The organism is Rhodovulum bhavnagarense, from assembly GCF_004343505.1.
GTDB classification, from domain to species: Bacteria; Pseudomonadota; Alphaproteobacteria; order Rhodobacterales; family Rhodobacteraceae; genus Rhodovulum; species Rhodovulum bhavnagarense.
This window is the reverse complement of sequence record NZ_SLXU01000008.1, coordinates 1-25,822: the sequence shown is the minus strand read 5'-3', so window position 1 is coordinate 25,822 and position 25,822 is coordinate 1. Positions and strand designations below refer to the sequence as shown.

At 56.0% G+C, this 25,822-nt stretch carries 18 protein-coding genes; 11 read left to right on the top strand and 7 right to left on the bottom strand.

Annotation, left to right across the window (positions count from 1 at the left end; all coding sequences use genetic code 11):
* Positions 1–59: 59 nt before the first annotated feature.
* Positions 60–3,263, bottom strand: a complete 3,204-nt coding sequence (locus EV663_RS09425; RefSeq protein ID WP_132951548.1) for a PAS domain-containing protein — start codon at positions 3,261–3,263, stop codon at positions 60–62.
* Positions 3,264–3,379: 116 nt separating this feature from the next.
* Complete coding sequence (locus tag EV663_RS09420; RefSeq protein ID WP_132951547.1) at positions 3,380–3,940, bottom strand: hypothetical protein; 561 nt, start codon at positions 3,938–3,940, stop codon at positions 3,380–3,382.
* A gap of 302 nt (positions 3,941–4,242) precedes the next feature.
* Between EV663_RS09420 and EV663_RS09415 the strand changes: the two genes are divergently transcribed.
* The 4 genes from EV663_RS09415 (at position 4,243) to EV663_RS09400 (ending at position 8,654) form a co-directional block, all read left to right on the top strand.
* The gene (locus EV663_RS09415; RefSeq protein WP_132951546.1) at positions 4,243–5,403 is read left to right on the top strand and encodes a response regulator; all 1,161 of its coding nucleotides are present in this window, start codon (positions 4,243–4,245) and stop codon (positions 5,401–5,403) included.
* A 203-nt stretch (positions 5,404–5,606) separates the two neighbouring features.
* A complete protein-coding gene (locus EV663_RS09410) occupies positions 5,607–6,686 on the top strand; it encodes a GGDEF domain-containing protein (protein WP_132951545.1) in 1,080 nt (359 codons plus the stop codon).
* A gap of 226 nt (positions 6,687–6,912) precedes the next feature.
* Entirely contained in the window at positions 6,913–7,335 is a 423-nt protein-coding gene (locus EV663_RS09405; protein WP_132951544.1) for a hypothetical protein, read from the top strand.
* A complete protein-coding gene (locus tag EV663_RS09400) occupies positions 7,332–8,654 on the top strand; it encodes a relaxase/mobilization nuclease domain-containing protein (protein ID WP_132951543.1) in 1,323 nt (440 codons plus the stop codon). Before EV663_RS09405 ends, EV663_RS09400 begins: the two co-directional genes overlap by 4 nt.
* Before the next feature lie 6 nt (positions 8,655–8,660).
* Here the strand turns inward: EV663_RS09400 and EV663_RS15625 are convergent, their stop codons facing one another.
* Entirely contained in the window at positions 8,661–8,825 is a 165-nt protein-coding gene (locus EV663_RS15625) for a hypothetical protein (protein ID WP_165910170.1), read from the bottom strand.
* Positions 8,826–8,904: 79 nt separating this feature from the next.
* On the bottom strand, positions 8,905–9,135 hold the full coding sequence (locus EV663_RS09395) for a hypothetical protein (protein WP_132951542.1): 231 nt from the start codon (positions 9,133–9,135) through the stop codon (positions 8,905–8,907).
* A gap of 543 nt (positions 9,136–9,678) precedes the next feature.
* Here EV663_RS09395 and EV663_RS09390 point away from each other — a divergent pair.
* The gene (locus EV663_RS09390; RefSeq protein WP_132951541.1) at positions 9,679–9,858 is read left to right on the top strand and encodes a hypothetical protein; all 180 of its coding nucleotides are present in this window, start codon (positions 9,679–9,681) and stop codon (positions 9,856–9,858) included.
* Positions 9,859–9,905: 47 nt separating this feature from the next.
* Here the strand turns inward: EV663_RS09390 and EV663_RS09385 are convergent, their stop codons facing one another.
* The 3 genes from EV663_RS09385 to EV663_RS09375 all read right to left on the bottom strand — a co-directional run bounded on the left by EV663_RS09385 (position 9,906) and on the right by EV663_RS09375 (position 13,676).
* Positions 9,906–10,172 carry a hypothetical protein gene (locus EV663_RS09385; RefSeq protein WP_132951540.1) on the bottom strand — a complete coding sequence of 89 codons (267 nt, stop codon included), beginning with the start codon at positions 10,170–10,172 and terminating at the stop codon, positions 9,906–9,908.
* A 41-nt stretch (positions 10,173–10,213) separates the two neighbouring features.
* Complete coding sequence (locus tag EV663_RS09380) at positions 10,214–11,128, bottom strand: ArdC family protein (protein ID WP_132951539.1); 915 nt, start codon at positions 11,126–11,128, stop codon at positions 10,214–10,216.
* 403 nt (positions 11,129–11,531) lie between these two features.
* Positions 11,532–13,676 (bottom strand): GmrSD restriction endonuclease domain-containing protein, encoded by a 2,145-nt coding sequence (locus EV663_RS09375; protein ID WP_132951538.1) that lies wholly within the window; start codon positions 13,674–13,676, stop codon positions 11,532–11,534.
* Between the two features lie 298 nt (positions 13,677–13,974).
* On the opposite strand from EV663_RS09375, the gene EV663_RS09370 reads away from it, so the two are divergent.
* Genes EV663_RS09370 through EV663_RS09345 form a run of 6 tightly spaced genes read left to right on the top strand, consistent with a single transcriptional unit; the run spans position 13,975 to position 25,448 of the window.
* Positions 13,975–14,220, top strand: a complete 246-nt coding sequence (locus EV663_RS09370) for a helix-turn-helix domain-containing protein (protein ID WP_425057136.1) — start codon at positions 13,975–13,977, stop codon at positions 14,218–14,220.
* Positions 14,220–17,438 (top strand): helicase-related protein, encoded by a 3,219-nt coding sequence (locus tag EV663_RS09365; protein ID WP_132951537.1) that lies wholly within the window; start codon positions 14,220–14,222, stop codon positions 17,436–17,438. Before EV663_RS09370 ends, EV663_RS09365 begins: the two co-directional genes overlap by 1 nt.
* On the top strand, positions 17,435–18,217 hold the full coding sequence (locus EV663_RS09360) for a DUF4391 domain-containing protein (RefSeq protein WP_132951536.1): 783 nt from the start codon (positions 17,435–17,437) through the stop codon (positions 18,215–18,217). Before EV663_RS09365 ends, EV663_RS09360 begins: the two co-directional genes overlap by 4 nt.
* Entirely contained in the window at positions 18,183–20,240 is a 2,058-nt protein-coding gene (locus EV663_RS09355) for a site-specific DNA-methyltransferase (RefSeq protein ID WP_243697924.1), read from the top strand. Before EV663_RS09360 ends, EV663_RS09355 begins: the two co-directional genes overlap by 35 nt.
* 15 nt (positions 20,241–20,255) lie before the next feature.
* The gene (locus EV663_RS09350; RefSeq protein WP_132951535.1) at positions 20,256–23,264 is read left to right on the top strand and encodes a type III restriction-modification system endonuclease; all 3,009 of its coding nucleotides are present in this window, start codon (positions 20,256–20,258) and stop codon (positions 23,262–23,264) included.
* A gap of 30 nt (positions 23,265–23,294) precedes the next feature.
* On the top strand, positions 23,295–25,448 hold the full coding sequence (locus tag EV663_RS09345) for an ATP-binding protein (protein WP_132951534.1): 2,154 nt from the start codon (positions 23,295–23,297) through the stop codon (positions 25,446–25,448).
* Positions 25,449–25,822: the final 374 nt, after the last annotated feature.

Here is a 25,822-nt window from a genome sequence, read left to right as displayed (position 1 = left end):
CCCCGACGGGTGGCGGAACCCGTTCGCGGCTCTGGCCCATGCCCGGCCCGTGCCCGGCCTCACCTCTTGCGGGTAAAACCGATCAGACGCACCGCCTTGTCGTTCTCGTCACGCTCGACCCGGACCCTTGTGACCAGCTCGACCCAGGTGTCGTCCATCGTCATGTGGCGATAGAGGGCCTCGATCTCGCGCAGATCGCCATCATGGATAAGCGCCACCTGCTGGCGCAGCCCCTCGCGGTCGTCGGGGTGAATTGCATCGCCCTGATCCGCCGCCTCTAGCGGCAGCCAGCCCCGCCGCCCCGCGAGATAGGGCGTTCCCAGAACATTGTGCCAGACCGTGCCATTCACGGGATCAATCTCGAATATCACGTCCGCGGCCAGTTCCAACAGCGTGCCGACACGGGCTTCGTAGGCAATGCGATCATCGATATTCTCGACCGCGCCGATCACGCCGGAGGGCTTGCCATTGGCCCCGTGCAGAACCTTGATACGCAGATCCGTCCAGACATGGCGCCCATCCCCACAGCGCAGACGCACCGTGCCGGTGGCGGTGGCCAGCTTCATGGCCAGAACATCGTTATGTATTTCGGTGAGCCGATGCTGGTCATCGGGGTGGATGTGGTTTTTCCACTCCTCCATCGTGCGGATCTCGGAGGGATCGATCCCGAAATGTCGTTTCAGACCGCCATCCCAGACGAATTCATCGGCCTCGATATCATGTTCGAACGCCGCATCGCAGGCGACCTCGGCGATCAGGCGCTGGCGCTGCTGTTCCTTCATCTTGGCGCTGATATCGTGCAGGCTGGCCACGATGCGTTCCGGTTGCCCCAGCTCGTCCATCAGGGGGGCTGCATGGATTTCCGTAATCGCCCAGCTTCCGTCGGCGCGCTGCATCCGCAGTGTCAGGCTGTTGCTGTCTGCATCGGCCCGTGCCTTGAAGGAATTGAAGAGCGTCAGCGCCTTCTCTACATCCTCGGGATGGACGAGGCCGATGAACGAGGCCAGGCTCGTTCCCATTTCCTCGGCCGAAAAGCCTAACGTGCGCTCCAGCCCGTCGACATACCAGACCTTGTCGGTGCGCAAGTTATATTCGACCACCGCGTCGCTGATCGTCCGGGCCAGCACTGTGAACCGTTCCAGCGCCTGTTCGCGGGCGGTATTGTCGATCTCTGCGATGATGCCCCGTCCGATTTCGGGGTTCGGAAAGGCAAAGCGGACCTCGATCTTGCGCAAGGTGCCATCCTGACGCCGCACCACGCGCCCGGCCTCGAAAAAGGCCGCGCCCTCATACATCGCCACGAATGCCTTTTGCAGCGTTTCGCGAAACTCATCGCCGTTCAGCACCTCGTCGAATGCCACGATCAGCGCGGATTGACTATCGACCCCATAGCGGCGCAGGGCCAGCGGGTTGCCGCCGACCACCCTGACCGAGGCCAGCAACGCGGCGGCCCCCTCGGGATGCGCGGCGATATGGGCGGCCAGGTCGTTCACCCCCTGGGAGCGAAGCATTTCGAACAGCGAAAGCGTTTCGGTGAAATCCAGCTCGATCAGTGCCGTGGGCATCGCCTCGAACAGGAAACGGAATCGTTGTTCGGTCGCCTGCCCCTTGGTCTCGCGGTCCATGTACTGCGCCTTTAGTCGCAGCGTGTCCGCGATCTTTCCAAGGGTTCGGGCGCGATCCTGCTCGGGCAGCCCATCCTGCCGGAACAACAGCACCGCAACGGCATGAGGGTCCCCGTTCCATGGTTTCAGCGGCAGGCTATAGGCCTTTTGCCAGGCAGGTCCTTGCGGCAGGACGTCCGGGTTCCATTCCGTGAACCGCGCATCGGCCTCGATCGAACGGCGCAACGCGGTGTCGGGCGCGTTGGCCAGCGCCTCGCAGGCGGCGGCAGTGGCCTCGTCCATGCCGTGGCTGGCCACGCGCGACATGTGCCCGCGCTTGTCGGGGGACATGAACAGGACGGCCACCTCTGGAAATACCCGGCCGATGGCCTTGCCCACCTCGGCCAGCATCCAGTCCCGCGGAAACCCCATCGCTACCATCGACAACACCAACAAGTCGAGGCTTTGCAACGCCCGGTGGGTCAGGTCGCCATTCATGTCCCGCAGGCTGACAAGGCATGACAGGCCAGTGTCGTTTTCCACCTCGGGCAGGCGCGTGGCGATATATTCCAGAAAGACCGGACCACCAGCGCCACCCACAAGGATTTCGGCACAATGAGTGGCCCCGACCCCAGCCTCTGGCGGCAGCGGCAGCGCCGCGCGCCCGGCCTCGTCGCCCGGGGCGACCTGGGCGAGATCCCGGAAGGCGCATCCGACAAGTTCTTGCGCCGGCCGGCCGAGGATTGTCGCGGCGTGGTCGTCGGCCAGAACGATCCGGCCCCCGGCATCCAGCCCGATCAGCCCGCCGGGAACAACTTTGCCCGCACATCCCGACCGCCCATGCGCGATATGCAAAAGCTGGCTTGCCGCCAGTTGATCATGCAGGCCGATGATCGAACAATGCGTGGTGCCGTCATCGTGGCTGCCGTTCCCGGTGCGGTGGCAGAAAATCTCGATAAAGGGGCCCGGACCGCCCTTGGAACGGACTTGCGTCGCAAAAGCCCGTACCCCCCGCCCGCCGCTATCCTGAAGACAATCGTCGAGATCGGAATGGTTTTCTTCCGCCAGAAACGTTTTCAACATGACGCCCTCGGCGGTGCCGGTCTCGTCCAGATCGAGCAGTTTCCTGGCCTCGGGGGTGATCGCGACGATCCTTGCATCGGCATCGAGCGTCAGGCTGACAGCGCCCCGGCCGGCGTGGACCGCGGCAAGCGCGCCCTGGGCTTCGTCCAGATATCTCAATGCGCGTTCGGGGAAGTCGATATTGGCGGCCGCCACCAACGCGCAGTCCGCGCCGGTGAGCGGATGGCGATAGGCTATGCAGACGAGCCGATACCGATGGACGGCATCCTGGGGTCCGGTCTGCACGGACAATTTCAACGTCAGCGGGCGCCGGGTCTGGAGGAATGTCCGCCATGCCTCGCGCAGGTTCTCGGCACCATCGGGTTGCACCCTGTCCAGCCACGCCCCGGTTTCCAGATCCTCAAGCGTCAGCCCCAGCCGCACGGCCATGTCCGCATTGCCGTAAAGCAGCTCTTCCGAACCGGAAGTGGCGCAAGCCATCAGCGGTGAAAAGGCAAGGTCAACCGAAAGGATTTCCGGCTCTGGCCCGACGAATTCAGGGTAATAGGCGGTGAAAAGCTCTGCTATGGACGACATGTCAAAGTCCCCTCTCGCCGGATGGTTGCCGCGACGCCTGTCCGGCAACACCCGTGATGACGAAAATTTTACCGCATTTTCTCGACGAATACAGGGCCAGCTTTGGCGCGTGGCATTCAAAAGGCATTGCGGTCGTCTCCCCCGGCGAATTGAACCGGCTTGTTCATGAGGTATTTCTGTGCGGCCTGCCGGATCAGGCGATCGGCGATCTTGGCCGCCGCCAGGCCTGCGGCCTTGTCATCGGGGTATTCCGTGACATCGAGGTAATAGACACCGCTATGGGCCTCGCGCACACCGGCCCAGAACGGGTGCGCACTGGGATGGCGCTGTTGTTCGGGCGGCACCCAACCGGGCAGAACCGCCCGCGTCATCGCCGTCGCTCTTGCGGCATCCTGTTCGCGGCGGGCCTGTTCGAGTTCCCTTTCGGCGCCCGGCGTGTCGATGGTGCGGGGATGCCAGGCCACGGTCGGTTCGAAGGCCAGCTTGACGCCGACAACCTCGAACTCGAAACAGACCGGGAAAACGTCGGTATGTTCAAAGAACACGTCGCACCGGGGGGCCTCGTGGTAATGGGCGACGGAAACGGGCAAGTTGCTGAACGGAACGTTCAGCATCTCGTATCCCTCGCCATCAAGCCCGATGACCCGGTTGCCGATCTTGGTGAGTTGAGCGCACATGCCTGGATCCTGTACCGGCCACCTACCCGGAGCCACCCGCAACCAGCGCGAGGTTTCCCTTTTGTCTGACATATTTCGAGCGCCCGAACAATCGGCGCATGCGGGCGGCAGGCAACGCCTGCCCATCGCGCCCGTCATCGCCGCGCACCGGTCGTCCCACATGCCCCCCACAATCGCGAAAGACGAAAAAACGGTGGGAAAGCGGGCCGCAGCCTTGTAGCTTGATGGCCTGTCACGCCATGGTCCATGCGCCGCCCCTCGGCGGCAATCGGGCTTGAAGACCTCACCCAAGGGAGGCCGGGATGGAACACAAACCGGAACAGAAGCGGACGAGGGACCCGGCAGGATCAGAAAGATCACCCGGCACAGGCCAGTCCCGCAGCACAACGAACAACTCCCGGCCGCGGAACAATCGCGGCTCATTGTCGGGCTGCAAGGTTCTTCTGGTTGAAGATGATCCGATGAACCAGGAGGTGAGCAGCGAATTGCTTCAGTTCGCGGGGGCCTCGGTCGTCGTTGCCGAACATGGTGCGGCCGCGCTGGAAAAGGTTCAGCAAGACAGCTTCGACCTGGTGCTGATGGATATCCGCATGCCGGTCATGGACGGCCTGGAGGCGACCCGCCGCATCCGGAACCTCCCTGCCCCGCTGTCGCAGATACCCATCATCGCGCTGAGTGCCAGCGCACGGGCGGAGGACCGGGAAGAAGGGCTGAGCGCGGGGGTCGACGATTTCCTGAGCAAGCCGGTGCCGTCCGACCAGCTTTTCGAGAAACTGGCCAATATCCTCAAAACCCGGCCGACCGAATCCGACTCGGCACCACCTGTTACGGACAGCCCCCTGCCAGAGGCCCTTGCGGGGCTGGCGGGGATCGACGGGCTTGATCCGGCGCTTGGATTACGACTGGCCGCAGGCGGCACGGATCTCTACCAGAAGTTGCTCGCAAGTTTTTGCAAGAACAGGGCAGGCTCGATCGATACGCTCCGGCAAGCGCTGGCGGACAACGACACCGACAGCGCACGGCGCGTCGCACATACCCTCAAGGGCTCTTCGGCGCAGATCGGCGCGGTCGGGCTCCAGGCGCTTGCGGCCGAGCTGGAAGAGGCGATACACACCGGCAAGCTGACAGATCATCCCGGCCTGGAGGATCGGACAGAGACAGCGCTGAACGACACCATCGCCGCGATAACCCGCGCCCTGCCAAACCTGGCGCAACCCCCTGCAGAAAAAGCCAATTCCTTCTGCGCAAGCGAACTCGCGCAAACCCGCGACACGTTGATCGGTCTGCTGGAACGCTCCGACTTCGGCGCGATCAAACTGATAGAGCGTCACCAGCCGCTTTTCGCCGCGGCCTATGGTGCGGCTTTCGCCGAGACATTGGCCGGCCAGATCAGGAATTTCGACTTCGCGGCGGCCCGGACAACGCTTGCGGGGTCACACCGCAACCCGCATCCTCGCGCCTGAGGCTCGAACATCCTCAACCATGAATTGCATCCCGGATCGCATGGCCCGACATCAGCCCCGCGACAAAGTACGTGCGGCGCGTTAGCGCGTTGTGAAGGCAAGAAAATACTCCCAACTCGGCCGCTTTTCGTATACCCATTCAGAAGCCCGATATTATACGAAAGTTTTTCAGGGCCGGGACGTAACGAGGGCATGGCGGTGCCATGAACAGGACCATTTTGGAAGCCACTCATAGTGAAGACCGCCTGGCCAAGGGGCTCAGGCTGTGTGTCGATATCATCAACGATGTCTTGTCGGCCTCGGACGTGGAACTCGACAGGATGATCGACAAGGCGCTTGCCCGTCTGGGCGCGTTCACCGATTCAGACCGGACCTACGTGTTCAGGCTGCGTGACGGGCAATTCCTGGACAATACCCATGAATGGGTGGCCCCCGGAATCGAGTCCGTGCGCAACCAGTTGCAGGGCCTCTCGATCGAAAAGGCATCCGCCTGGTGGGAGGCTTTCGATACAGTGGGCGAAATGTATATCCCGGATACCGCGCTTCTGGACGATGACCGCCCCGACAAGAAGTTCCTGCAGCAACAGGACGTCAAGTCGCTCTTGGCCCTGCCGATGCGTCAGAACGGCGTTCTATCCGGTTTTGTCGGCTATGATGCGGTCAGGAAAAACCGTGGCTTCCAAGCCGGCGAGATCGACCTGATCCGCACCGTCGCCAATGTCTTTTCCGCCGCACTGGAAAAGCGTGACGCGATGCGGTTGGGCGTGATGGCGATGATCGACGACCTGACCGCACTGCCGAACCGGCGGCATTTCGACCTCAGCCTCGAACGCGCCCTGCGCAAGAGCAACCGTTCGGGCTATTTCGGCGCGATCTTCTTTCTCGATGTCGATGGGTTCAAGACGATCAATGATCGCTATGGGCACCGCGGCGGCGATGAATTCCTGAGCGCGTTCGGCGCTCGGCTGCGCGATGCGGTGCGATCGTCGGATCTGGTTGCGCGCTATGGCGGCGACGAATTCGTCGCGCTGGTCGATGACCTGCCCGCGCCGCGCGCAAACGCCGAGGCCGAGGCCCTGGCCCTTGCCAACCGTGTACTGAAAGCCCTGGGCCGCCCCGTCCGACTGGAACAAACCGAGCCCCCGGTCACGCTGAGCATGTCCTCAAGTCTTGGGCTGGTGATCTTCGGACCGGGCGACGACGATATCGAAGACATCATAAATCGCGCCGACAAGGCGATGTACAAGGCCAAGAAAAACCGAGCGGGCTGTGTGATCGGCTGACATCCGGCCTTTGGCAGTACCCCCAAGCCCCACGCCAAGTCATGGCGATACAGCTTGACCGAACGGGCATACTCACCCACCCGGAACGACTGACCGTCCGATGGACTGCTGGATTTTCCGGAAATGGTGGGCCTAACGGGAGAAAGCTCGAACCAGCTTTTTCAGGCCCTTGAAGAATGGCAGCACCATCTCGCATCGATAGACGCTAAGCGTCCGAGGTGCGAAAATGACGAATTCGCGCCATAAATTCAATGAGATAGCCAAGCCCGAGGCGAAAAAGGCGGATTATCCACCGCCTTTTTCGCTACGGCTGACCTATGACGAGCGGGCGCGGTTGGATGCTGAAAGGGGCGACAAGTCCCTGGCGGCATACATCCGAGAGCGTCTCTTCGGCGATGATGCTGCGCCGCGCAAAAGGCGCGGCAATAGCCCTGTTCAGGACAAGGAAGCCCTTGGTCGTGTAGCGGGTGCTTTGGGTCAGTCGCGCCTGTCCCAAAACATGAACCAACTAGCCAAAGCGGTGAACACGGGCTCCCTGCCTGTGACGCCTGAAACCGAAGCCGAGATCAAAGAAGCCTGCCGCGAAATCTCCGAACTGCGAACGGCTCTCTTGACCGCGCTCGGCAAGGCACCAGGGAGCGAGCCATGATATTGAAGGCCAAAGAGCGAGGCAACGCCCCGCAACTCGCCCGCTATCTTCTGGCGATGAAGGACAATGATCATGTCGAGCTGCATGACGTGCGCGGCTTTATCAGTGATGATCTGGTCGAGGCCTTCGGCGAAGCCGATGCCATCGCACGGGGAACGCGCTGCGAAAAGCATCTGTTCTCGATGAGCTTCAATCCGCCCGAAGGCGCGAATGCGTCTATCGAGGATTTCGAAAAAGCCATCGAGCAGGTCGAAGCCAAACTCGGGCTGGAAGGCCAGCCCCGCGCTATCGTCTTCCATGAGAAAGACGGACGGCGACACGCCCATGCCGTTTGGTCGCGGATCGACAGCGAACGGATGCGAGCGCTGAATATGAACCACTACAAGATCAAGCTGCGCGATGTGTCGCGCCAGCTCTACTTAGAGCACGGCTGGGCGATGCCGCGCGGCCTGGAAGATCGGCGCTTGCGCGATCCCCTCACCTTCACGCGAGAAGAATGGCAACAAGCGCAACGGGCTGGCCTCGATGCGAAGGAACTGAAGGCGGTCTTCAAGACTGTCTGGGAAGCGTCGGACAACCGCGCGGCCTTTGAACAGGCGCTCAAGGAGCGCGGGTTCTGGCTGGCCAAGGGTGATCGGCGCGGCTTTGTCGCGGTCGATTATCGCGGTGAAGTCTATGCCGTTGCCCGCTACGGCGGCGTGAAGGCAAAGGACGTGGCCGCCAAGCTCGGCGATCCGCAAGAGCTTCGTTCGGTCGAACAAGTGAAGGCCGATATCGCGCACGGTATGACGGCCAAGCTGCAAGAGTTCATCAAGCAGGCCGAACGGGACGCGGCGCGGCGGTCGTTGCATATCGACTTCCGCAAGGCGGAGATTGTCGGGCGGCATCAGGAAGAGCGCCGCCAGCTCAACGAAACCCAAGAGAAACGCTGGCAGTCCGAAACCCGCAAGCGGGCTGAGCGCCTGCCGAAAGGAGTCTCTGGCATCTGGCATCGCCTGACAGGAAAATATGCCAGGGTGAAGGAACAGAATGAACGCGAAGCGCTCGATGCCCTGCACCGCGACCGCGCCGAAACAGATGCGTTAATCTTCAAGCAGATCGAAGAACGGCAAGCTATCCAGCGAGACATTCGAGTGCAGAAGGAAGCCGCTCAAGAAGAGCTGCTACGGCTGCGCGAGGATGTGGTGCACTACATGCGTGATGATCAGCTTGACCCCGATCACACGGCTGCGCGTAAGCGCGAGAAGACCCGAAAAGAAGAAGACCGAAAGCGCGAACGCGCCCCGCGTCCTCGACTCAGACGCGGCTTCGAGCCGTAGCTTCCGTCAGTCTTCCAGGGCGATCTCGACAAGCCGCTCGATATATTCTTCGGCGCTCATCAGCCCTGCGAGTTCGTCAGCGGGGCCTTCTTTATCGGCGGCAAGGCGGGTCGCCTTCTCGAACGCCTTGCGGCTGATCGTGATGGTGATTTCGATCTCGTCTTCCGACATAGCTTTCAAGCTCCTATGTCTATCGTGGCATCGTCGCCGATGGTTTGGCGGGTTCATTACCCTGAATTTGGCGGGCGCTCTAGGAGCGCCCTTCGTTTTGCGGTGGGGTATCTTCGAGCGGAGCCCGTAGGACGATCCGTCCGTTGATCGGGCAAGTCTCAAGCTGAAGCGTGTAGCCCTGTCCGTCCTTGTGCGCCCAAGCTGCGCCGACTTTGTTCCAGAAGGATTTCTCGCCTCTCTGCGTGACGTGCCAGGCCAGAAATTCGGGTGCGTTGTGGGCTTGGGTGTTCGTTGTTTTTTCGCGTGCCATGATCTCATCTCCTTTGTTTGGGGTGGCTTGCTAACGCCCTCCCGTCAGGCCGAAGGCATAGGTGCGGAATTCATGGTCAACACGGCTGGCGTAGCCAGATGGTGCGGGCAGACCATTGAAGGCCGTGCCGCGTTCGGTCAGGGAAATTGGGTGTTTTGAAGCAAGCCAACCAATCAAGGGGGTGAGAGTTACGCGGTCAGAAAAACGGCGACTGCCCTTCAGCCAGCCGCATCTGTCACGACCTGCTGCGTGCCTCGCGCATCTCCGAGGTGATAATCCGCATCTGACAATCGGGCGCGCTGCCATTGGCGCGCTTGGGACGGGGTGAACCTGACGCCCGCTTCTTTCCGATCAACCGCGATCAATCCTATGGTGCTTTGGGCGATAGCAGCCGCAAACCGAGTCTGCGCTCCTTGCGCATCCGCCTGTGACGTTCTGGCGTCACCTCCGAACCATCAGAGCCTTCATTGGCCGATCATGATGGGTGCGGGGCCGAAAGGCCCTGAGCGGTTCGGGGCCTCCTTGAAGCCAAAGGAGGATGACATGAAACTTGCCTCTCGATTTGAGGCGGCAACGCTGAGCACACCTGAATTGTACGGTCTGCGAAAAGAAGCGTTCATCGCCTTCACCGCCGCCCCGCGCGGCTCGCAGGAACAGCGCGACGCGCTTGTGACGATGCGAACCATCGAAGATGAGCTGGCGACCCGTGCGCCAGGTCTCTAAATCCTGATGCGGCTGGCCGAAAGGCCAGCCGCGAATTTTTCTGCCCCCTAGAACAGGGAAAGCTGCGCCCCGCGCCACTTGGTGCGCTCAGCCTCCTGGTCGAGCCATGCCGTAACGAAGGCGACCGCGCCGCCGTACTCGGCAACACTGCCAAGGGCAAAGTATTCGGAGCGGTAGCCTGTCTCGGTGACGGGCAGCGGCGCTTTCCCTTTGGTGCGTAACTCGATGTGATCAGTCACTATCCATTTTTCGGGGGTGTGGGTAATCTCGATGGCGATACCGCGCCATGTGATGTTGTGTGTCTGTGCTATCATTGGAAAATCTCCTTTCTTGAAATAACGGGCGAAGCCGCCGCTTACGCGGCGACTCCTTCTTCGGCTTCGGTCTGGGTGTCTGCCCTGGGCTGAAGGCCATGCAGGAAATCTGCGGCCTTCTGGGCGTAGGCGGCGGCGCTGAAGATCGCGCGCTTGTCGTTCTTCAGAACCTTCAGCCAGCTCTGGATGTAGGCGGCATGGTCGGTGCCCGCCTCGGGCGTCAGGCCAAGATCGGCACATAGGAACGCCGCGCCGAGTTCGGCAACCAGCTCCTCGCGGGCATAGCCTTCATCGCCCCATTTCTTGCGCCCAAATTCACGGTCAAGGCGCTTGGGGTGCTTCGTCCAGTGCGTCAGCTCGTGCGCCAAGGTCGCATAATAGGCCTCGGGGCTGCGGAAACACTCGAAGACAGGCATCTGCACATGATCGCTGCCGCCAATGTAATAGGCACGATTGCCACCATGCCGCACGTTCGCGCCCGTCGCCGCAAAGAACCTGTCGGCGGTCTCGTCCCGCTGCGCGGGGTCGATGACGGGCTCGGGTTTGACGTAGTAATGATCGGGCAAGCCCTCGACCTGATCGACATTGAAGACGGTGTAAGCCTTCATGAAGCGAAAGCTGCGCTCTTCCTCGGTGCCGTCGTCCTGCTCTTCGGTCTTGTTCACCGTTCCCGCATAAACAACGTGTTCGCCGCGCTCGCCCTTGCGGACATGAGCGCCGAGTTCCTTGGCTTGGCGGTAGGTCATCCAGTACGGGGAGCAATAGCCCGCCTCCATCGCCGCGCCCCAGAGCATCAGAACATTGATGCCGCTATAGGCTTGGCCGTTATGGCGCAGCGGTTTCAGAACCCGCCCGTCCATGTTGCCTGCGCTCCATGGCTTCAGCCATGTAAGCTCGCCCTTCTCAAGATCGGCTATGATCTTGTCTGTAACTTTCTGATAAACATCTTGCTTCATTGGTCTTTTCTCCTTTTTGCTTAGTCGGTTGCGCATGCAACCGGACTAGGCCCGCGCCAATGAGCGGGGGGAGACCGTCAGGACCGCAGACAGCGGTGGGGGATCACCCGTCCTGCACAAGCGACTTGTCAGCCGAAGCCTCGGCGAAGGCGGAAGCGCGGAAGGATGGGGAGACCGCTGACTGCGCCCGCACCCCTGACTTGATCAGGGGGAAGGGCTTGGTCTTGACGGAGGACGGGGTCGTAGACCCCAACAAGAAAGAGAAAGTCAGCCCGAACGGGCTGGCATCAGATCAGCGCAAGGGATGGAAGCCCACTGGCCGAGACTGCCAAAGGCGTGCTCGGTTCACGACAGCCCGACCAGAAGGGATGCGTCCTATAAATTCCAAGTTTTCACTTGGGAGCTACGCGGCCTTAAAGCGCTTCGCGATGTACGTAGAAATCTCGCTCGGGCTATTGATAGGCTCAGAAGAATTACCAGAACGAACGAAGAATTTCTCACTCTTCGCGCCGTGCTTGTCAGCGACTTTCACAAACAACGGCGACGTACCTCTCGACACTTCCACGGAGCAGATCAATTCGCCTTCCACATCATGGAAGCGAATCCGGACGTTTGACGCAGCAAAATCGATACCAAATTCCGACTTCACCAAATTCCGCAGGTGTAATTCGTATGCATCGGCATCATCACCCTTTAGCGTACTCAAATCGTTTTCGAGGCCGAGAATGTTCCGATCATCGTCAACGCCGATAATCAAAGTTCCTCCGTCACCATAGCCGTTGTTGAATGCGGCTATGGTTTTGAGGATAACTTTCTCCAAGTCTTTGTTTAAACAGTTTTCCTTGGTGTCCCAACGCATGGAAGATTTGAACTCCAAGCCGTCATGCTCACCTTCGGCAATCATATCTGAGATGCTTACTTTGCCCTGTTCGGGCTGCATCTCGGTTATACCGGACAAAAACTGGTTCAACTCATCGCTCAGGAGCTTCCTGCGTGCAGCTAGAAAATTCTCGAAGGAGTTGATGCTCCAAAGGCTTGGATCATTCGGTATGCACTGCTTGGCTAGAGCCGACGGGAATTTCTCCGCGGCACTCTGAAGGTACTCCTTTGCGGCCTGGTCAGATTTGCCACGGTTTTCTACGGACGCGAGTACTGCGCGATTGGTTATCTCTTGGGCAAGGGCGTACTTGAATCGATTGTTAATATCGTACCCATTGGCCTTTAGCGCTGCGTAGGGGAATATGTGATCCTTCTCCAATAGATACTTCTTGCCCATATTCTGACGAATGGACACACCGCTGGTAAGGCACACTGCTCCCTTGCTCTTGAAGTACCAACGCATGAGCGAGAAGAGTGGGTGTCGTATATCACGACCAACGAATTCGCCTTCGGTAATCGTCAATGAGCGCTCCTGCTCAATAGCGCCGAGCAGCTCATCAAACGGCTGATCCGAGTCCCTAACGGTCGCCAGGTCTTTGTCGAGCTTTTGCGGGGTCTGGCTCACGTATCGTTGCCGTAGCTGAGAATAGTAGAACCATTTTACCGCCTTCTTGATTTCCGCTTCCGTTAGCTGACCTTTCGGTTTTTTGTAAACGTATGCGATCAGGGGAATGAGGGCAAAAACGGAGTTTATCTCATCGGAGTGGTCAACATAAGCATGAGTGCGCAATATCGTTGTCACGTAATCGAGAACCTGACTGTCGAGACGGCTCCAAGCTTCTTTGATTGCCTGAAGATTGTCGGCACTATGAAGGCGCTTCATCTCTGAGCCCATTGAATGGGTCACGGCAAGAAGAGCGTAAATGATAAAGTCGAGCTTAAAGACGAAGCCATTCTGCTCAAGCTCGAAAAGCTTTTTCTTGAAAAGGTCGCGAGCGTCAGGCCAGTAACCGCTTATCTGGGCCAAGGCGAGCTCCGCGTCGGTGAGGTTCACGCCGCTTGCGTTGACAATATAGAAGATATCAATCGCTTCCTTGATAGAAGCTGTAACAGGAATGATTTGCTCAGGAAATTCCCTGTCCTGGATCGACTTGACTACCTCAAAATTAGTGTCGATCAAGTCTTCTAGTTCATCACTGAGAAGTTCTTTCGCCTTTAGGCTCTTTCGCACATCTGAACTTTTGACGTCACCCTGAAAAATTTCCGTCAGATTGACCCAGAGCGGATTGTTCTGCATCGATTGTTTTTTGTAATACTCCAACTCAAGCGTCTCTAAGTTTACGTACAACCCGAAGACATTATTTTTGATTTCCGGCTGTTTGTAATATGGAGGCAGCTTCCCTTCGAGGATCATGTAGATCGTGGTAATGCGCTGCTGACCGTCAAGGATCAGCTTCACAGAGCCCATTTCACTAGTGTACTTTTTTTGACCTTTGAGCTCAGGAGGATTGGTCGTCTCCCAAGTTAGTAGCGTTCCCGTCGGGTATCGCTTTATGAGTGAAGTGAACAATGCCTTCGCATCGGGTCGTTTCCAAACGTATTCTCGTTGAAAAGCAGGAACGAAAATCTGGTCGTCATTAATTTTGTCAATTATTTGTCTTATTTGCATTCTTCACGCTCGGTTGGCTTGCACTTGTTTCGTATGAGGTCGCACGCCTCTCGTCCTATCGCAAGGATAACAGTCGTTCGACCGCATCACATGTCCCTATCTGACGATATCCACAACCGATGCTCATGAGAAGTGTTGCCCATGGAGAGGTGGTTCGGTTCCGAGAGCGTGGGGCTTACGGAGGGTGCTCAAGACCAAAACTACCTATGTACGCCCTTACACTACTCACATTCAAAGCTTTGGCAGCGGAAGTCTCTTCTTAGAGACCTGTGTGCGGGACTCAGCTAAGGGTTGTGAGTTGCCGCTTGTTCCCGTATTTTCTCACTTGGTGGCTGTTTTTTCCGAGGCTGAGCGCATGCAGACCGACATACTGACGATCAAAGAAGTCTCGGCCTACCTGAAGATAACGGAAAAGACAGCCTATCGGCTCACGGCAGAGGGGAAGATCCCAGGCTTCAAGGTTGGAGGCGCTTGGCGATTTAGAAAGCAAGAGATTGATGCGTGGATTGACGAACGAATGAAGGACAGCGGGGCGAGCAGCTAATGCTTTTGGACAACAAGAAGAATGGCAAGGTCGGAGACGCCCTGCGTGAACATCTGACCGAGGGCACCAAACTTTCGGTGATCTCGGGCTTGTTTTCCATCTACGGCTTTGAGTCCCTTAAGAACGAGCTCAAGGGGCTCGACAGGTTCCGCCTGGTACTGGCGCAAGAACCCGCAAACGACATGGCAGACGGTATGTCTGCTGCGCTAGCGGGAGATGAGTTCGAGCTTCGCTTCAGGAACCGCCTCGACCAGAACCGCATAGCGAAAGAATGCGCGAAATGGTTGGCCGAAAAGGCGGACATCAAGGTTGCAAAGAACCCTCGCGCGTTCGGACAGAACCTTCTACTTGCGGAAGGAAAGGACGGCGAGGCGATAGGCATTCAGGGTAGCTCTACCTTTACGTCCACGGGCTTTGGCTACTCCGAGTCCAACCGCTTCCACATGAATATGTGCGCTAAGGATGCGCCGAGCACGCAAGCAATGCTCGACTGGTTCGAGACGATCTGGAACGATCCCGCCGCAGTTGAAGATGCAAAGGCGATGCTGCTCGAAAGGCTTGAAAAGCTCGTCAACGATCAGACGCCCGAGTTCATCTACTTTCTGACGCTCTACAATATTTTCAAAGATTTCCTCGAAGATATCGACGAGGAAAACATCATAAAGTCGAAGACTGGCTTCAAGGACACGATCGTCTGGAACAAGCTCTATAAGTTTCAGCGGGATGGTGTTCTTGGCGCTATCGATAAGCTTGAAAAGTATAATGGCTGCATCATTGCGGACAGCGTGGGCTTGGGTAAGACTTTCGAAGCTCTGGCGGTAATCAAGTACTATGAGCTGCGTAATGACCGCGTTCTTGTGCTGTGCCCGAAGAAACTTCGGGACAACTGGACGGTCTACACGGTCAACGATAAGCGCAATCTGCTCGCTTCAGACCGCTTCAACTATGACGTCCTGAATCACACCGACCTGACCCGCCTGCAAGGCCGGTCGGGGGAGATTAATCTCGAAACGCTGAATTGGGGAAACTATGACCTCGTGGTCATCGATGAATCGCACAACTTCCGCAATTCCAGTTCTGCCAAGGAAGGGCTTACGCGTTACTCGCGTCTGATGGACGAGATTATCCGCTCGGGCGTGAAGACCAAGGTGCTGATGCTTTCGGCAACGCCTGTGAACAACCGCATGAACGACCTGAAGAACCAGGTCGCGTTCATCACCGAAGGCATAGATAGTGCCTACAGTGAACAGGGTATCGGCAGCGTTGAGGAGACGTTGCGTAAGGCGCAGACGCGCTTCAACAACTGGCTGCGCCATGAAGAGAGCGAAAGAACGGTCGAAGCACTGCTCGACAGCATGAATTTCGACTACTTCAAGCTGCTCGACCTTCTCACGATTGCGCGGTCACGCAAGCATATCGAGAAATACTACGATGTATCTGAGATCGGTTCATTCCCTGAGCGCCTCCAGCCGATCAACATCAAAGCGGATATCGATACGCTGGGGCAGTTCCCGCCACTGCGTGAGATCAACCGCACAATCCGCAAGCTAAACCTTAGCGCCTATTCGCCTTTAAAGTATGTTCGGGCGGACAAGCGTGAAGAATATAGCCGAAAATATGATGTGCAGGTAAAAGGCGGACAGTCTGTCTTCCGTCAGATCGACCGCGAACAGAGCCTCATCCACCTAATGCGCGTGAACCTTCTCAAGCGCATGGAAAGCTCCATTAATTCCTTTGGTCTAACGCTTGAGAAGCTGCTTGGGGAAGTGGAAAGCCTGCTTGAAAAGCTCGAAAACCATAGCGCCAGCGATATCGAGGAACTCGGTATTGAGGATGTCGAAACGGATGATCCAGAATTCGACGCCTATCTGATCGGGCGCAAGGTGAAGGTGCTCATCAAAGACATAGATGAGCACCGCTGGCGACAAGATTTGAAGGATGATCGCACCAAGCTGGCTGAGTTGCTAGAAGAAGCACGCAAGATCGAGGCTGCCCGAGATGCCAAGTTACACGGCTTGCGCGATCTGATCGCTGATAAGTGCAATAACCCGATCAACGCGGGCAACCGCAAGATCGTCGTCTTCACGGCCTTCAGCGACACGGCTAACTACCTTTACGAAAACATTGCGGGATGGGCTAAGGATACGCTCGGCATCAATGCTGCGCAGATCACGGGTAGTGGCACAAACAAGACGAACATGCCTGGCCAAAGCAACAACTTTGACAGCCTGCTCGCAGCATTTTCACCTTTCTCGAAGGAGCGTTCCAAGATCGATGAGGGCGCGACAGAAGAGATCGACTTACTAATCGCTACGGACTGTATTTCTGAAGGCCAGAACCTTCAGGACTGCGATTTCCTAGTCAACTATGACATCCACTGGAACCCTGTAAGGATCATCCAGCGGTTCGGGCGTATCGACCGTCTTGGCTCGAAGAACGAAGTCATTCAGCTTGTGAACTTCTGGCCGAACATGGAGCTGGATGAGTACATCAACCTTGAGGCTCGTGTAAGCGGACGCATGGTGCTGCTCGATATTTCCGCGACGGGCGAAGAGAACGTGATCGAGCAGGACAGCGCAGGCCAAATGAAAGATTTGGAGTATCGGCGTAAGCAGCTCGAACAACTCCAAAAGACCGTGGTTGATCTTGAAGATATGTCCGGCGGGGTGTCGATTGCCGATCTAACGCTGAACGACTTCCGTATGGATTTATCGGCATTTATGAAGGAGCACCTCGATGAGCTGGAGAGCGCTCCGACAGGGCTTTTCGCTGCCGCAACGCTCGACCATGCGCTCAAGCTCGACGGTCTGCCACCTGGTGTTGTTTTCTGCCTGAAAAACGTGGGTAAGCCCGTCAGAAATGATGACGGCTACGCGCTCGCCCCCTACTACCTCGCCTATGTCAGCGACGATGGTCAGGTCGCCTTGACTTTCACGCAATCGAAGAAAGTGCTCGATGTCCTAAAAAAGCATGGTCTCGGCACGCGCTCAGTAGACAAAGATGCGGTCGCTCGCATGAACGCAAGGACGAAGAACGGGCGCGACATGAGCCATTATCGCGCCCTGTTGGAAGCTGCCGTCGCAAGCGTGGTCGGCAAGTCCGAAGAGAAAGGTGTGGAGAGCCTGTTTTCGCGAGGCGGTACTAACCTCACCAAAGACAGCTTCCAGTGCATGGAGGACTTCGAGGTGATCAGCTACATGGTGGTGAACGCGCCATGACAGACATCCGCACCTTCGATCAGTTCCACGAAAATTTGGCGGTTCCCGAAGCCTGCCACCTCGGCAAGCGCCTGTTCAAGAAACAGTTTTATGAGCATGGGCAGCTAGGTGCGACAGACAAGAAAGCCTTTGTCGAAGACATCGACAGCATCGAATGGCGCTACACGATCAAGCCTTCAACGATCAATATCCCCAAGCTTGAGGACGACGCGCGCGAATATCTTGAGATCGCGATCTTGCAGGTGATGCTTACCGCCGCAGGTCGTCACGCTCGGATTGCATCGGTCATCCAGAAGGCAATCCCCTATCCGCTCCTGATCGTCTTCGTCTGCGGTTCACGGCTGGCGATCACCGCTGCCGACAAGCGGATAAACCGCGCCGACGCGAACAAGATCGTTACCGAAGGTAGCTATGACACGGGCTGGATAGAATTGGCCGCGCCTGATGAGGCGCAGGCCGCCTTCTTGTCCGATTTCCGCGTCACGAATTTCAGCTATCGCAACCTGTACGACTTCTACCAGGATGCGGTCGCGCGGATCATCGCATTGAACTGTGCCGTCCATACGGGACGCTACGCGCTTAAAGCCGAAGCGGGCAAGACGCCGAAGGGCAAGACGGAGCGCCTGGCGGCACTCCGACAGATCGAGAAGTTTCATCAAGAGCGGAGCGAACTCCGCAACAAGCTGAAGAACGAGAAAAATCTTGGAACGCAGGTCAGCCTGAATACCAAGATTAAGCAACTGAATGACCGCATCGAAGCGGTTCGCAACGAACTATGAGGAAAGAGCAATGGACGCATTGAAACACGAGGATGGCGAGAGCCTGAACCTCATCGAGGAGAATATCGAAGCCCTGAAGGCTATCTTCCCAGATGCCTTCAGCGAAGATGGCATCAACTTCGATACACTACGCCAACTTCTTGGAGATCAGGTAGCGGACGGTGAGGAGAAGTATGGTCTATCATGGCACGGCAAGAAGAAAGCCCGCCAGATCGCCCTCACACCGTCAACTGGTACATTGCGTCCGTGCCCCGAAGAGAGCGTCGATTGGGACACCACGCAAAACCTCTTCATTGAAGGTGACAATCTTGAAGTCTTGAAACTCCTGCAGAAGAGCTACGCAGGCAAGATAAAGATGATTTACATCGACCCGCCCTACAACACAGGCAAAGAGTTTGTGTACCCCGACAATTACCAAGACAACTTGGATACGTACCTCCGATACACTGGCCAAGTTGACGACGCGGGCTTGAAGTTTTCCAGCAATAAGGAGTCATCTGGAAGAAAGCATACGAACTGGCTCAACATGATGCTGCCGCGACTTAAACTCGCGAGAAACCTCCTGCGGGACGATGGTATAATTGTTGTATCTATTGATGAAAACGAAAACGCAAACCTAGTGAAACTCTTGGACGATGTTTTTGGCGAAGAAAACTTCTGCGGTGAGATTATTTGGAAGAACAGCAGCAAAAATGACCAGATGTATGTATCCATGCAGCATGAATACTTTGTGGTGTTCACCAAGAACAAGGATGCGAACGGCGGCGAGTGGGTCGAAAAGAAGGCTGGCTTGGACGAAATTTATAAAGCATTCGAAGGCTTTCGGAGGGAGCACGGGGACGATTGGGAAGCAATCCACAAAGCCGCTCTGGAGTTCTACAAGAGCTTCCCAGATTCAAACCCTATAAGGGACAGCAAGCACTACAGCTGGATGGACGAGCGCGGCGTCTACTTTCCTGACAACATCTCAGGCCCCAACGACGGACAATATGTGTACGATGTGAGGCATCCTGTGACGGGCGAGGTCTGCAAAATGCCCTCTACTGGCTGGCGTTATCCTGAGGAAACTCTACTTCAACGAATTAAGGAGAAGCGGGTTCATTTTGGAGCCGACCACACAACTGTTCCCAACAACAAGACCTATTTGAAGGACACGGAACAGCAAAGCTTAACGAGCATGCGGTTTGTTGATGGTCGTTCGGCGTCAAAACGCCTGCAAAAACTGTTTGGGGACAAACTGTTCACCAATCCAAAAGATGAATTTCTACTGAAGGACTTGTTCAAAGCCTTCGGAGTCAAAAGTGATGACGTCGTTTTAGATTTCTTCGCAGGCTCAGCGAGTACTTTGCACGCAGTTTCTCTGTTGAATCTTGAGCTCGGCAGCTCGTGTAGGGCAATTATGGTTCAACTTCCTGAAGACCTCCATGCCATGGAGAAAGCCGCTTCGGGAACGGCCAAAAAAACTTGCAAAAACGCGATTGGATACCTAACCAAGAAAGGGCTTCCTGCAAACATATGTGAGATTGGAAAAGAGCGAGCGCGGCTTGTGAAAGCCTCAATCGAGGCAGAGAACTCTGATTATAAAGGTGATCTTGGCTTCAAAGTCTTCAAGCTCGACAGCAGCAACATCCGCGCTTGGAACCCTGACATGGCTGATCTTGAGCAAAGCTTGCTCGATCATGCTGAGCACTTGGAGGAAGGCCGGAGCGAGAAAGACGTTCTGTACGAATTGCTGCTCAAGCGCGGTGTCGATCTGACCGTCCCGATTGAAGAGAAAAGTATCGTAGGAAAAACAGTCTATAGCATTGGCTTCGGTGTGCTGTTCGCTTGCCTTGACGAGAAGATTGCAAACAACGAGATCGAGCCGCTGGCGCGAGACATTAGCGCTTGGCATAAGGAACTTGAGCCTGCTTCGGACACACAAGTCGTCTTCCGCGATAGCGCCTTCGCGGATGACATCGCTAAAACCAACATGACCGCCATTCTGGAACAGAACGGCATCGCTCATGTGCGCAGCCTTTAAGATTGGAGAACGCACATGAAACTGCATTTTGAAGACAATCTTGATTATCAACAGACAGCGATTGAATCGGTCGTTGATCTTTTTCAAGGACAGGAAATCAACCGTACGGAATTCACCGTTACCTATCGCCCCGATGACACTGGGCAAGGCTCCTTCGGTATCACCGAAAGCGAACTCGGCATCGGTAACCGCCTTGAGTTACTGGATGATGAAATCCTTGAGAACCTACGCACCATTCAGCTCCGCAATGGCCTCCGTCCGTCAGAGTCGCTGACGACCGGTGACTTTACGGTAGAAATGGAGACCGGCACGGGGAAAACCTACGTCTATCTTCGCACCATCTTCGAGCTGAACAAGCGCTACGGCTTTACCAAATTTGTGATTGTCGTCCCGTCCGTCGCGATCAAGGAAGGCGTCTATAAGACGCTCCAAATCACCCGCAACCACTTCGAAAACCTCTACCCGATTGCGAAGGGGTATGAGTATTTCTTGTATGACTCGACGAAACTCGGCCAAGTACGGAACTTTGCGACGAGTCCGAACATCCAGATCATGGTCGCCACGGTCGGGGCGATTAACAAAAAGGATGTGAACAATCTTTACAAGGACAGCGAGAAGACGGGCGGCGAAAAACCCATCGACCTTGTTCGTGCCACCCACCCGATCATCATTGTGGATGAGCCGCAAAGTGTGGACGGCGGCTTGAAGGGTAAAGGCAAGGAAGCTCTGAATGACATGAACCCGCTTTGTACGCTGCGGTATTCGGCAACCCATGTGGACAAGCACCACATGGTCTATCGCCTGGACGCGGTGGACGCCTATGAGCGGGAGCTGGTGAAGCAGATCGAGGTTGCCTCGCTCGAAGTCGAGGGCGGGCACAACAAACCGTTCGTGAAGCTACTCTCAACCCACAATCGAGGCGGCTCTATCAGTGCGAAGATCGAAGCTGACTTCCTGCGCGGCGGCAACGTGCGGCGAGATATCCTGACGGTCGAAGACGGCGACGATCTGGAGCAAGAGACAGGTCGCACGATCTACGAGAACTTCCGCATAGGCACGATCAACTGCGGCAAGGGTAATGAGTCGATGGAGCTGAGCATGCCAGGCGGCGAAGTCACCCTTCACCCAGGGGAAGAAGTCGGCGGCGTCAACCCTGACGATCTTAAGCGGCTGATGATACGCCGCACCATCAAAGAGCATCTGGACAAGGAAATGCGCTTCGCTTCGCAAAAGCGCGATGTGAAGGTGCTGAGCCTGTTCTTCATCGACAGCGTGGAGTTCTACCGCCAGTACGATGAAGACGGGAACATTGTGAAGGGCAAGTACGCCCTGATGTTTGAGGAAGAATACCGCAAGCTCGCCAAGAGCGAAGCGTACCAGACGCTCTTCGAGAAGGTTGATCTCGATATCGAGGCGGATGAAGTCCACAACGGCTACTTCTCCATAGACAAGAAAGGCGGATGGACGGAAACGGCTGAGAACAACCAGACGAACCGCGACAACGCAGAACGCGCCTATAACCTGATTATGAAGGAAAAGGAGAAGCTGCTGAGCTTTGACTCGAAGCTCAAGTTCATCTTCTCCCACTCGGCACTGAAAGAAGGTTGGGACAACCCGAACGTCTTTCAGATTTGTGCCCTGCGCGACATGGGCACTGAGCGTGAGCGGCGACAAACGCTCGGTCGGGGTCTGCGTCTTTGCGTCAATCAGGAAGGAAACCGCCTACGTGGTTTCGATGTGAACACGCTGACCGTCATCGCGACGGAGAGTTATGAGCAATTCGCCGAGAACCTTCAGAAAGAGATTGAAGCGGACACGGGCATCCGCTTCGGCGTGGTGGAGAAACACCAGTTCGCCAACATCGCCGTGACTGCCGACGACGGCACGACCGCGCCGCTCGGCGTGGAGAAGTCGGAAGCGGTGTGGGACTTCCTGAAGGGCGAAGGGTTCCTGGATACTCGGGGCAAAGTGCTCGACACCCTGCGTACGGCGTTGAAGGAAGACACGCTGACGTTACCCGATGAATTCGGAGAGCAAGAAGCGGACATCAAGGACATTCTGCGCAAGCTTGCAGGCAAGCTGGATATCAAGAATGCCGACGAGCGCGTGACCATCCGTACTCGCGAGGCAGTTTTGGAGAGCGAAGAATTCAAGCAGCTTTGGGACAGGATTAAGCACAAGACCACCTATCGCGTGGACTTCGACAATCCGAAGCTGCTCGAGGACTGCGCGACAGCTATTCGGGACGCTCCGCCGATCACCAAGACACGGGCTCGTTTCCGTAAGGCAGACATCGCTATCGGCAAAGGGGGAGTGCAGGCAAATGAGGGCGATACGTCGTTATTCTCGACGATAAACGAGAGCGATATTGAATTGCCCGATCTGCTTACCGATCTTCAGGACAAGACGCACCTCACGCGTAAAAGCTTGGTCGAAATCTTGACGAACAGCCGTCGTTTGCACGACTTCAAAAAGAATCCGCAAGAGTTCATCGACATTGCCGAAGAAGCGATTAACCGCACCAAGCGCCTCGCGCTAGTGGACGGCATTCGCTATCAGCGCATCGGCGACGACCATTTCTATGCTCAAGAGCTGTTCAAACAGGAAGAGCTGACAGGATATCTAAAAAATACCTTGGAGACGCAAAAATCGGTTTATCAGCATGTTGTTTATGACTCAGCTGGCACTGAGAAGCGGTTTGCGGAAGACCTTGAAGCCAATGAGGCGGTGAAGGTCTATGCTAAGCTTCCGCCCTGGTTCAAGGTGCCAACGCCGCTGGGCACCTATAATCCTGATTGGGCGGTTCTGGTTGAGGATGACGGAGGCGAAAAACTTTACTTCGTAGTGGAGACAAAAAGTAGCGGCTGGTGGGATGACCTGCGCCACAAAGAAGGGGCGAAGATTAAGTGCGGCGAACGACACTTCGCTGTTCTTGCAGAAGGAAAAGACGCCAGTTCTGCGCGCTACATAAAGTCAACATCAGTCGAAGATATGCTCAAATTTGTTGAGGTAGAAGAGGTTTAAATAGTTATGGTACAGCAAGTTCACATCGGCATGAAGAATTGCTACGGGATAGACGCCCTAGAGCATACTTTTGACTTCTCCAACAACAATATGCCTGTCCTCGTTTACGCGCCGAACGGGGTAATGAAGACTTCGCTGGCAAAAACCATGCGCCAATACGCATTAAATAAGAAGCCAGAAGACATTTTCTTCCCCGAACGAGTGAGTGAATTATCGATTGCGGATGAGGGCGGCCAGGCAATCGACCGCGAGTCGGTCTTTGTCATCGACTCTGTTGATGACAAATATCAGTCGTCACGCATATCGACGCTCCTCGCCAGCGAAGAGCTAAAAGCACGGTATGACGACATTTTCGGAAGTATTGCGGAGAAGAAGGAAAAGCTATTCAAGGCTCTAAAAAAACCGTCCGGACTGAGCAAAGATATCGATGCTGCAATCGCCGGAGCCTTCAAGGTCCGAAAGGAAGACGTGCTAGTGGCGCTCGCGCGCTTGGAGCGTGAAGTCAAAGAGGGAGCTCATTCCCAGTTTTCCGGACTAAAATATAAGACGCTCTTTAGCGACAAAGTTTTAGAGTTTTTGCAGAACTCTGACGTCAAGACTCTGATTGACGACTATACGAAGATTTATGAGCAGATCCTCGATAGCTCCCTTTACTTCAAAAAGGGCGTGTTCAACCACAGCAACGCGGAGACAATAGCTAAGAATCTCAAGTCCAACGGCTGGTTCGATGGCGGCCATTCCGTCAACCTCAACCATCAGGGTGAACGTAGCGAAATATCAACAGAAGCCGAGCTGATTGACGCTATCGAGTCCGAGAAACAGAAAATCCTCACGGACCCGAAGCTCGCGGAGATGTTCCAGAAAGTAGACAATACACTGACGACCGCGGAACTCAGGAACTTTCGGGATTATCTAATCGAGAACCCTTTTGTTGTTGCAGAATTATCGGATATCGACGCGTTCAAGCAGCGGGTCTGGATTTCTTATCTCGTCGAAAGCAGTAGCGAATACTTCGATCTGATCGAGGAATACGATTCTAGTAAGGAGAAGATCAAGGAAATTATTGGCGAAGCCGAAAAAGAACAAACACGATGGGAGTCAGTGATCAGCCAATTCAATGATCGTTTCTCAGTCCCTTTTACAGTCAAGGTGGAAAACAAGGGTGATGCTGTCCTGAATGTATCCGCGCCGCAAATTACGTTCTATGTGGAGGATCGCGATAACGGAGCGCCTAGAAAAACAGACAGGAATATTCTGGATAAAGGTCTCAGCAATGGTGAAAAACGCGCTCTGTATATTCTGAATATTATCTTCGAGGTTGAAGCGCGGCGGAAAGCTGGCATCGAGACACTGGTTGTGCTTGATGATATTGCAGATTCCTTTGACTATAAAAATAAGTACGCGATTATCGAGTACCTGAATGACATGCGCTCCGAAGAGAATTTCCACCTTATTATTCTGACCCACAATTATGATTTCTACAGAACGGTGCGGGGTCGTCTTGGTGTTTTCGGTGATAACAAGCTCCTTTGCAACCGGCTGAATGGCGCACTACAGCTGATACCCGACAGCATCAGTGACAACCCGTTCGAGACCTGGAAGAACAATCTTACGACTCCGGTTGTCTTGGTGGCGTCGGTTCCTTTTGTCCGAAATCTTGCCGAGTATGTCGGCAATGAAGAGGCATTCCAGACCCTGACTTCTCTGCTCCATATGAAGGATCAGACGCAGGCGCTAACCGTGCAAGACCTCCATACCGTATATCAATCGGTACTAGCCGCAGGATCGTTCACGGATTTTAGTGGCATAGGAGGAAGCGTATTCGATCTGATCATGTCCGTCTGCGGCGAGATTTGCGATCTCGATGATGACAACCTGACGCTCGAACAGAAGATCGCGCTGTCTGTTGGTATCAGGCTCGTGGCAGAGCAAGTCTTGATCGACGAGATAAACGACCCTGAATACGTCGGGGCGATCCGGAAGAATCAGACTAGCAAGCTGATCCGCAAATATGAAAGGTCGGGAGATTGCGACGAGAAGGTCTTACGTGCGGTCAAACGAGTTGCGCTGATGACGCCAGAGAATATCCATCTGAACTCTTTCATGTTCGAGCCGATCCTCGACATGTCCGGTCATCACCTGAAAGCACTCTTCGCTGACATCAAGGCCTGCATCGAAGCGTGAACGCGACACTTATGCGTAATATGAGGAAAACCTCTGATCCGAGTAATAGCCATCATGGTTCGGGTAAAGCATACTTTGACGCCGCTCGCGTTCCAACCCGCCTCGGTTGGTCTCGATGAAGTCGTCTCCATGGCATGGCCTCCACGGCGTGGCGCGGGTCAATCGGGCGGTCGGTTGGACATGGTTCGGTGTCGGTGGAGAGGGAATTCTCCAAGTCTGACGAGCTGGGTTTGGGGGTAGCGATAGACCCCCGAGAGTGATCCATTTTCGGTAAGATGGTGACCTGCCCCCCGGTCGTCCCTCGTTCATAACGAGAGTCCTTGGGGTTGATAGTGTTCGGTTTCGGGTTGGACAAGCGCGCCGGGCGCGGAGCC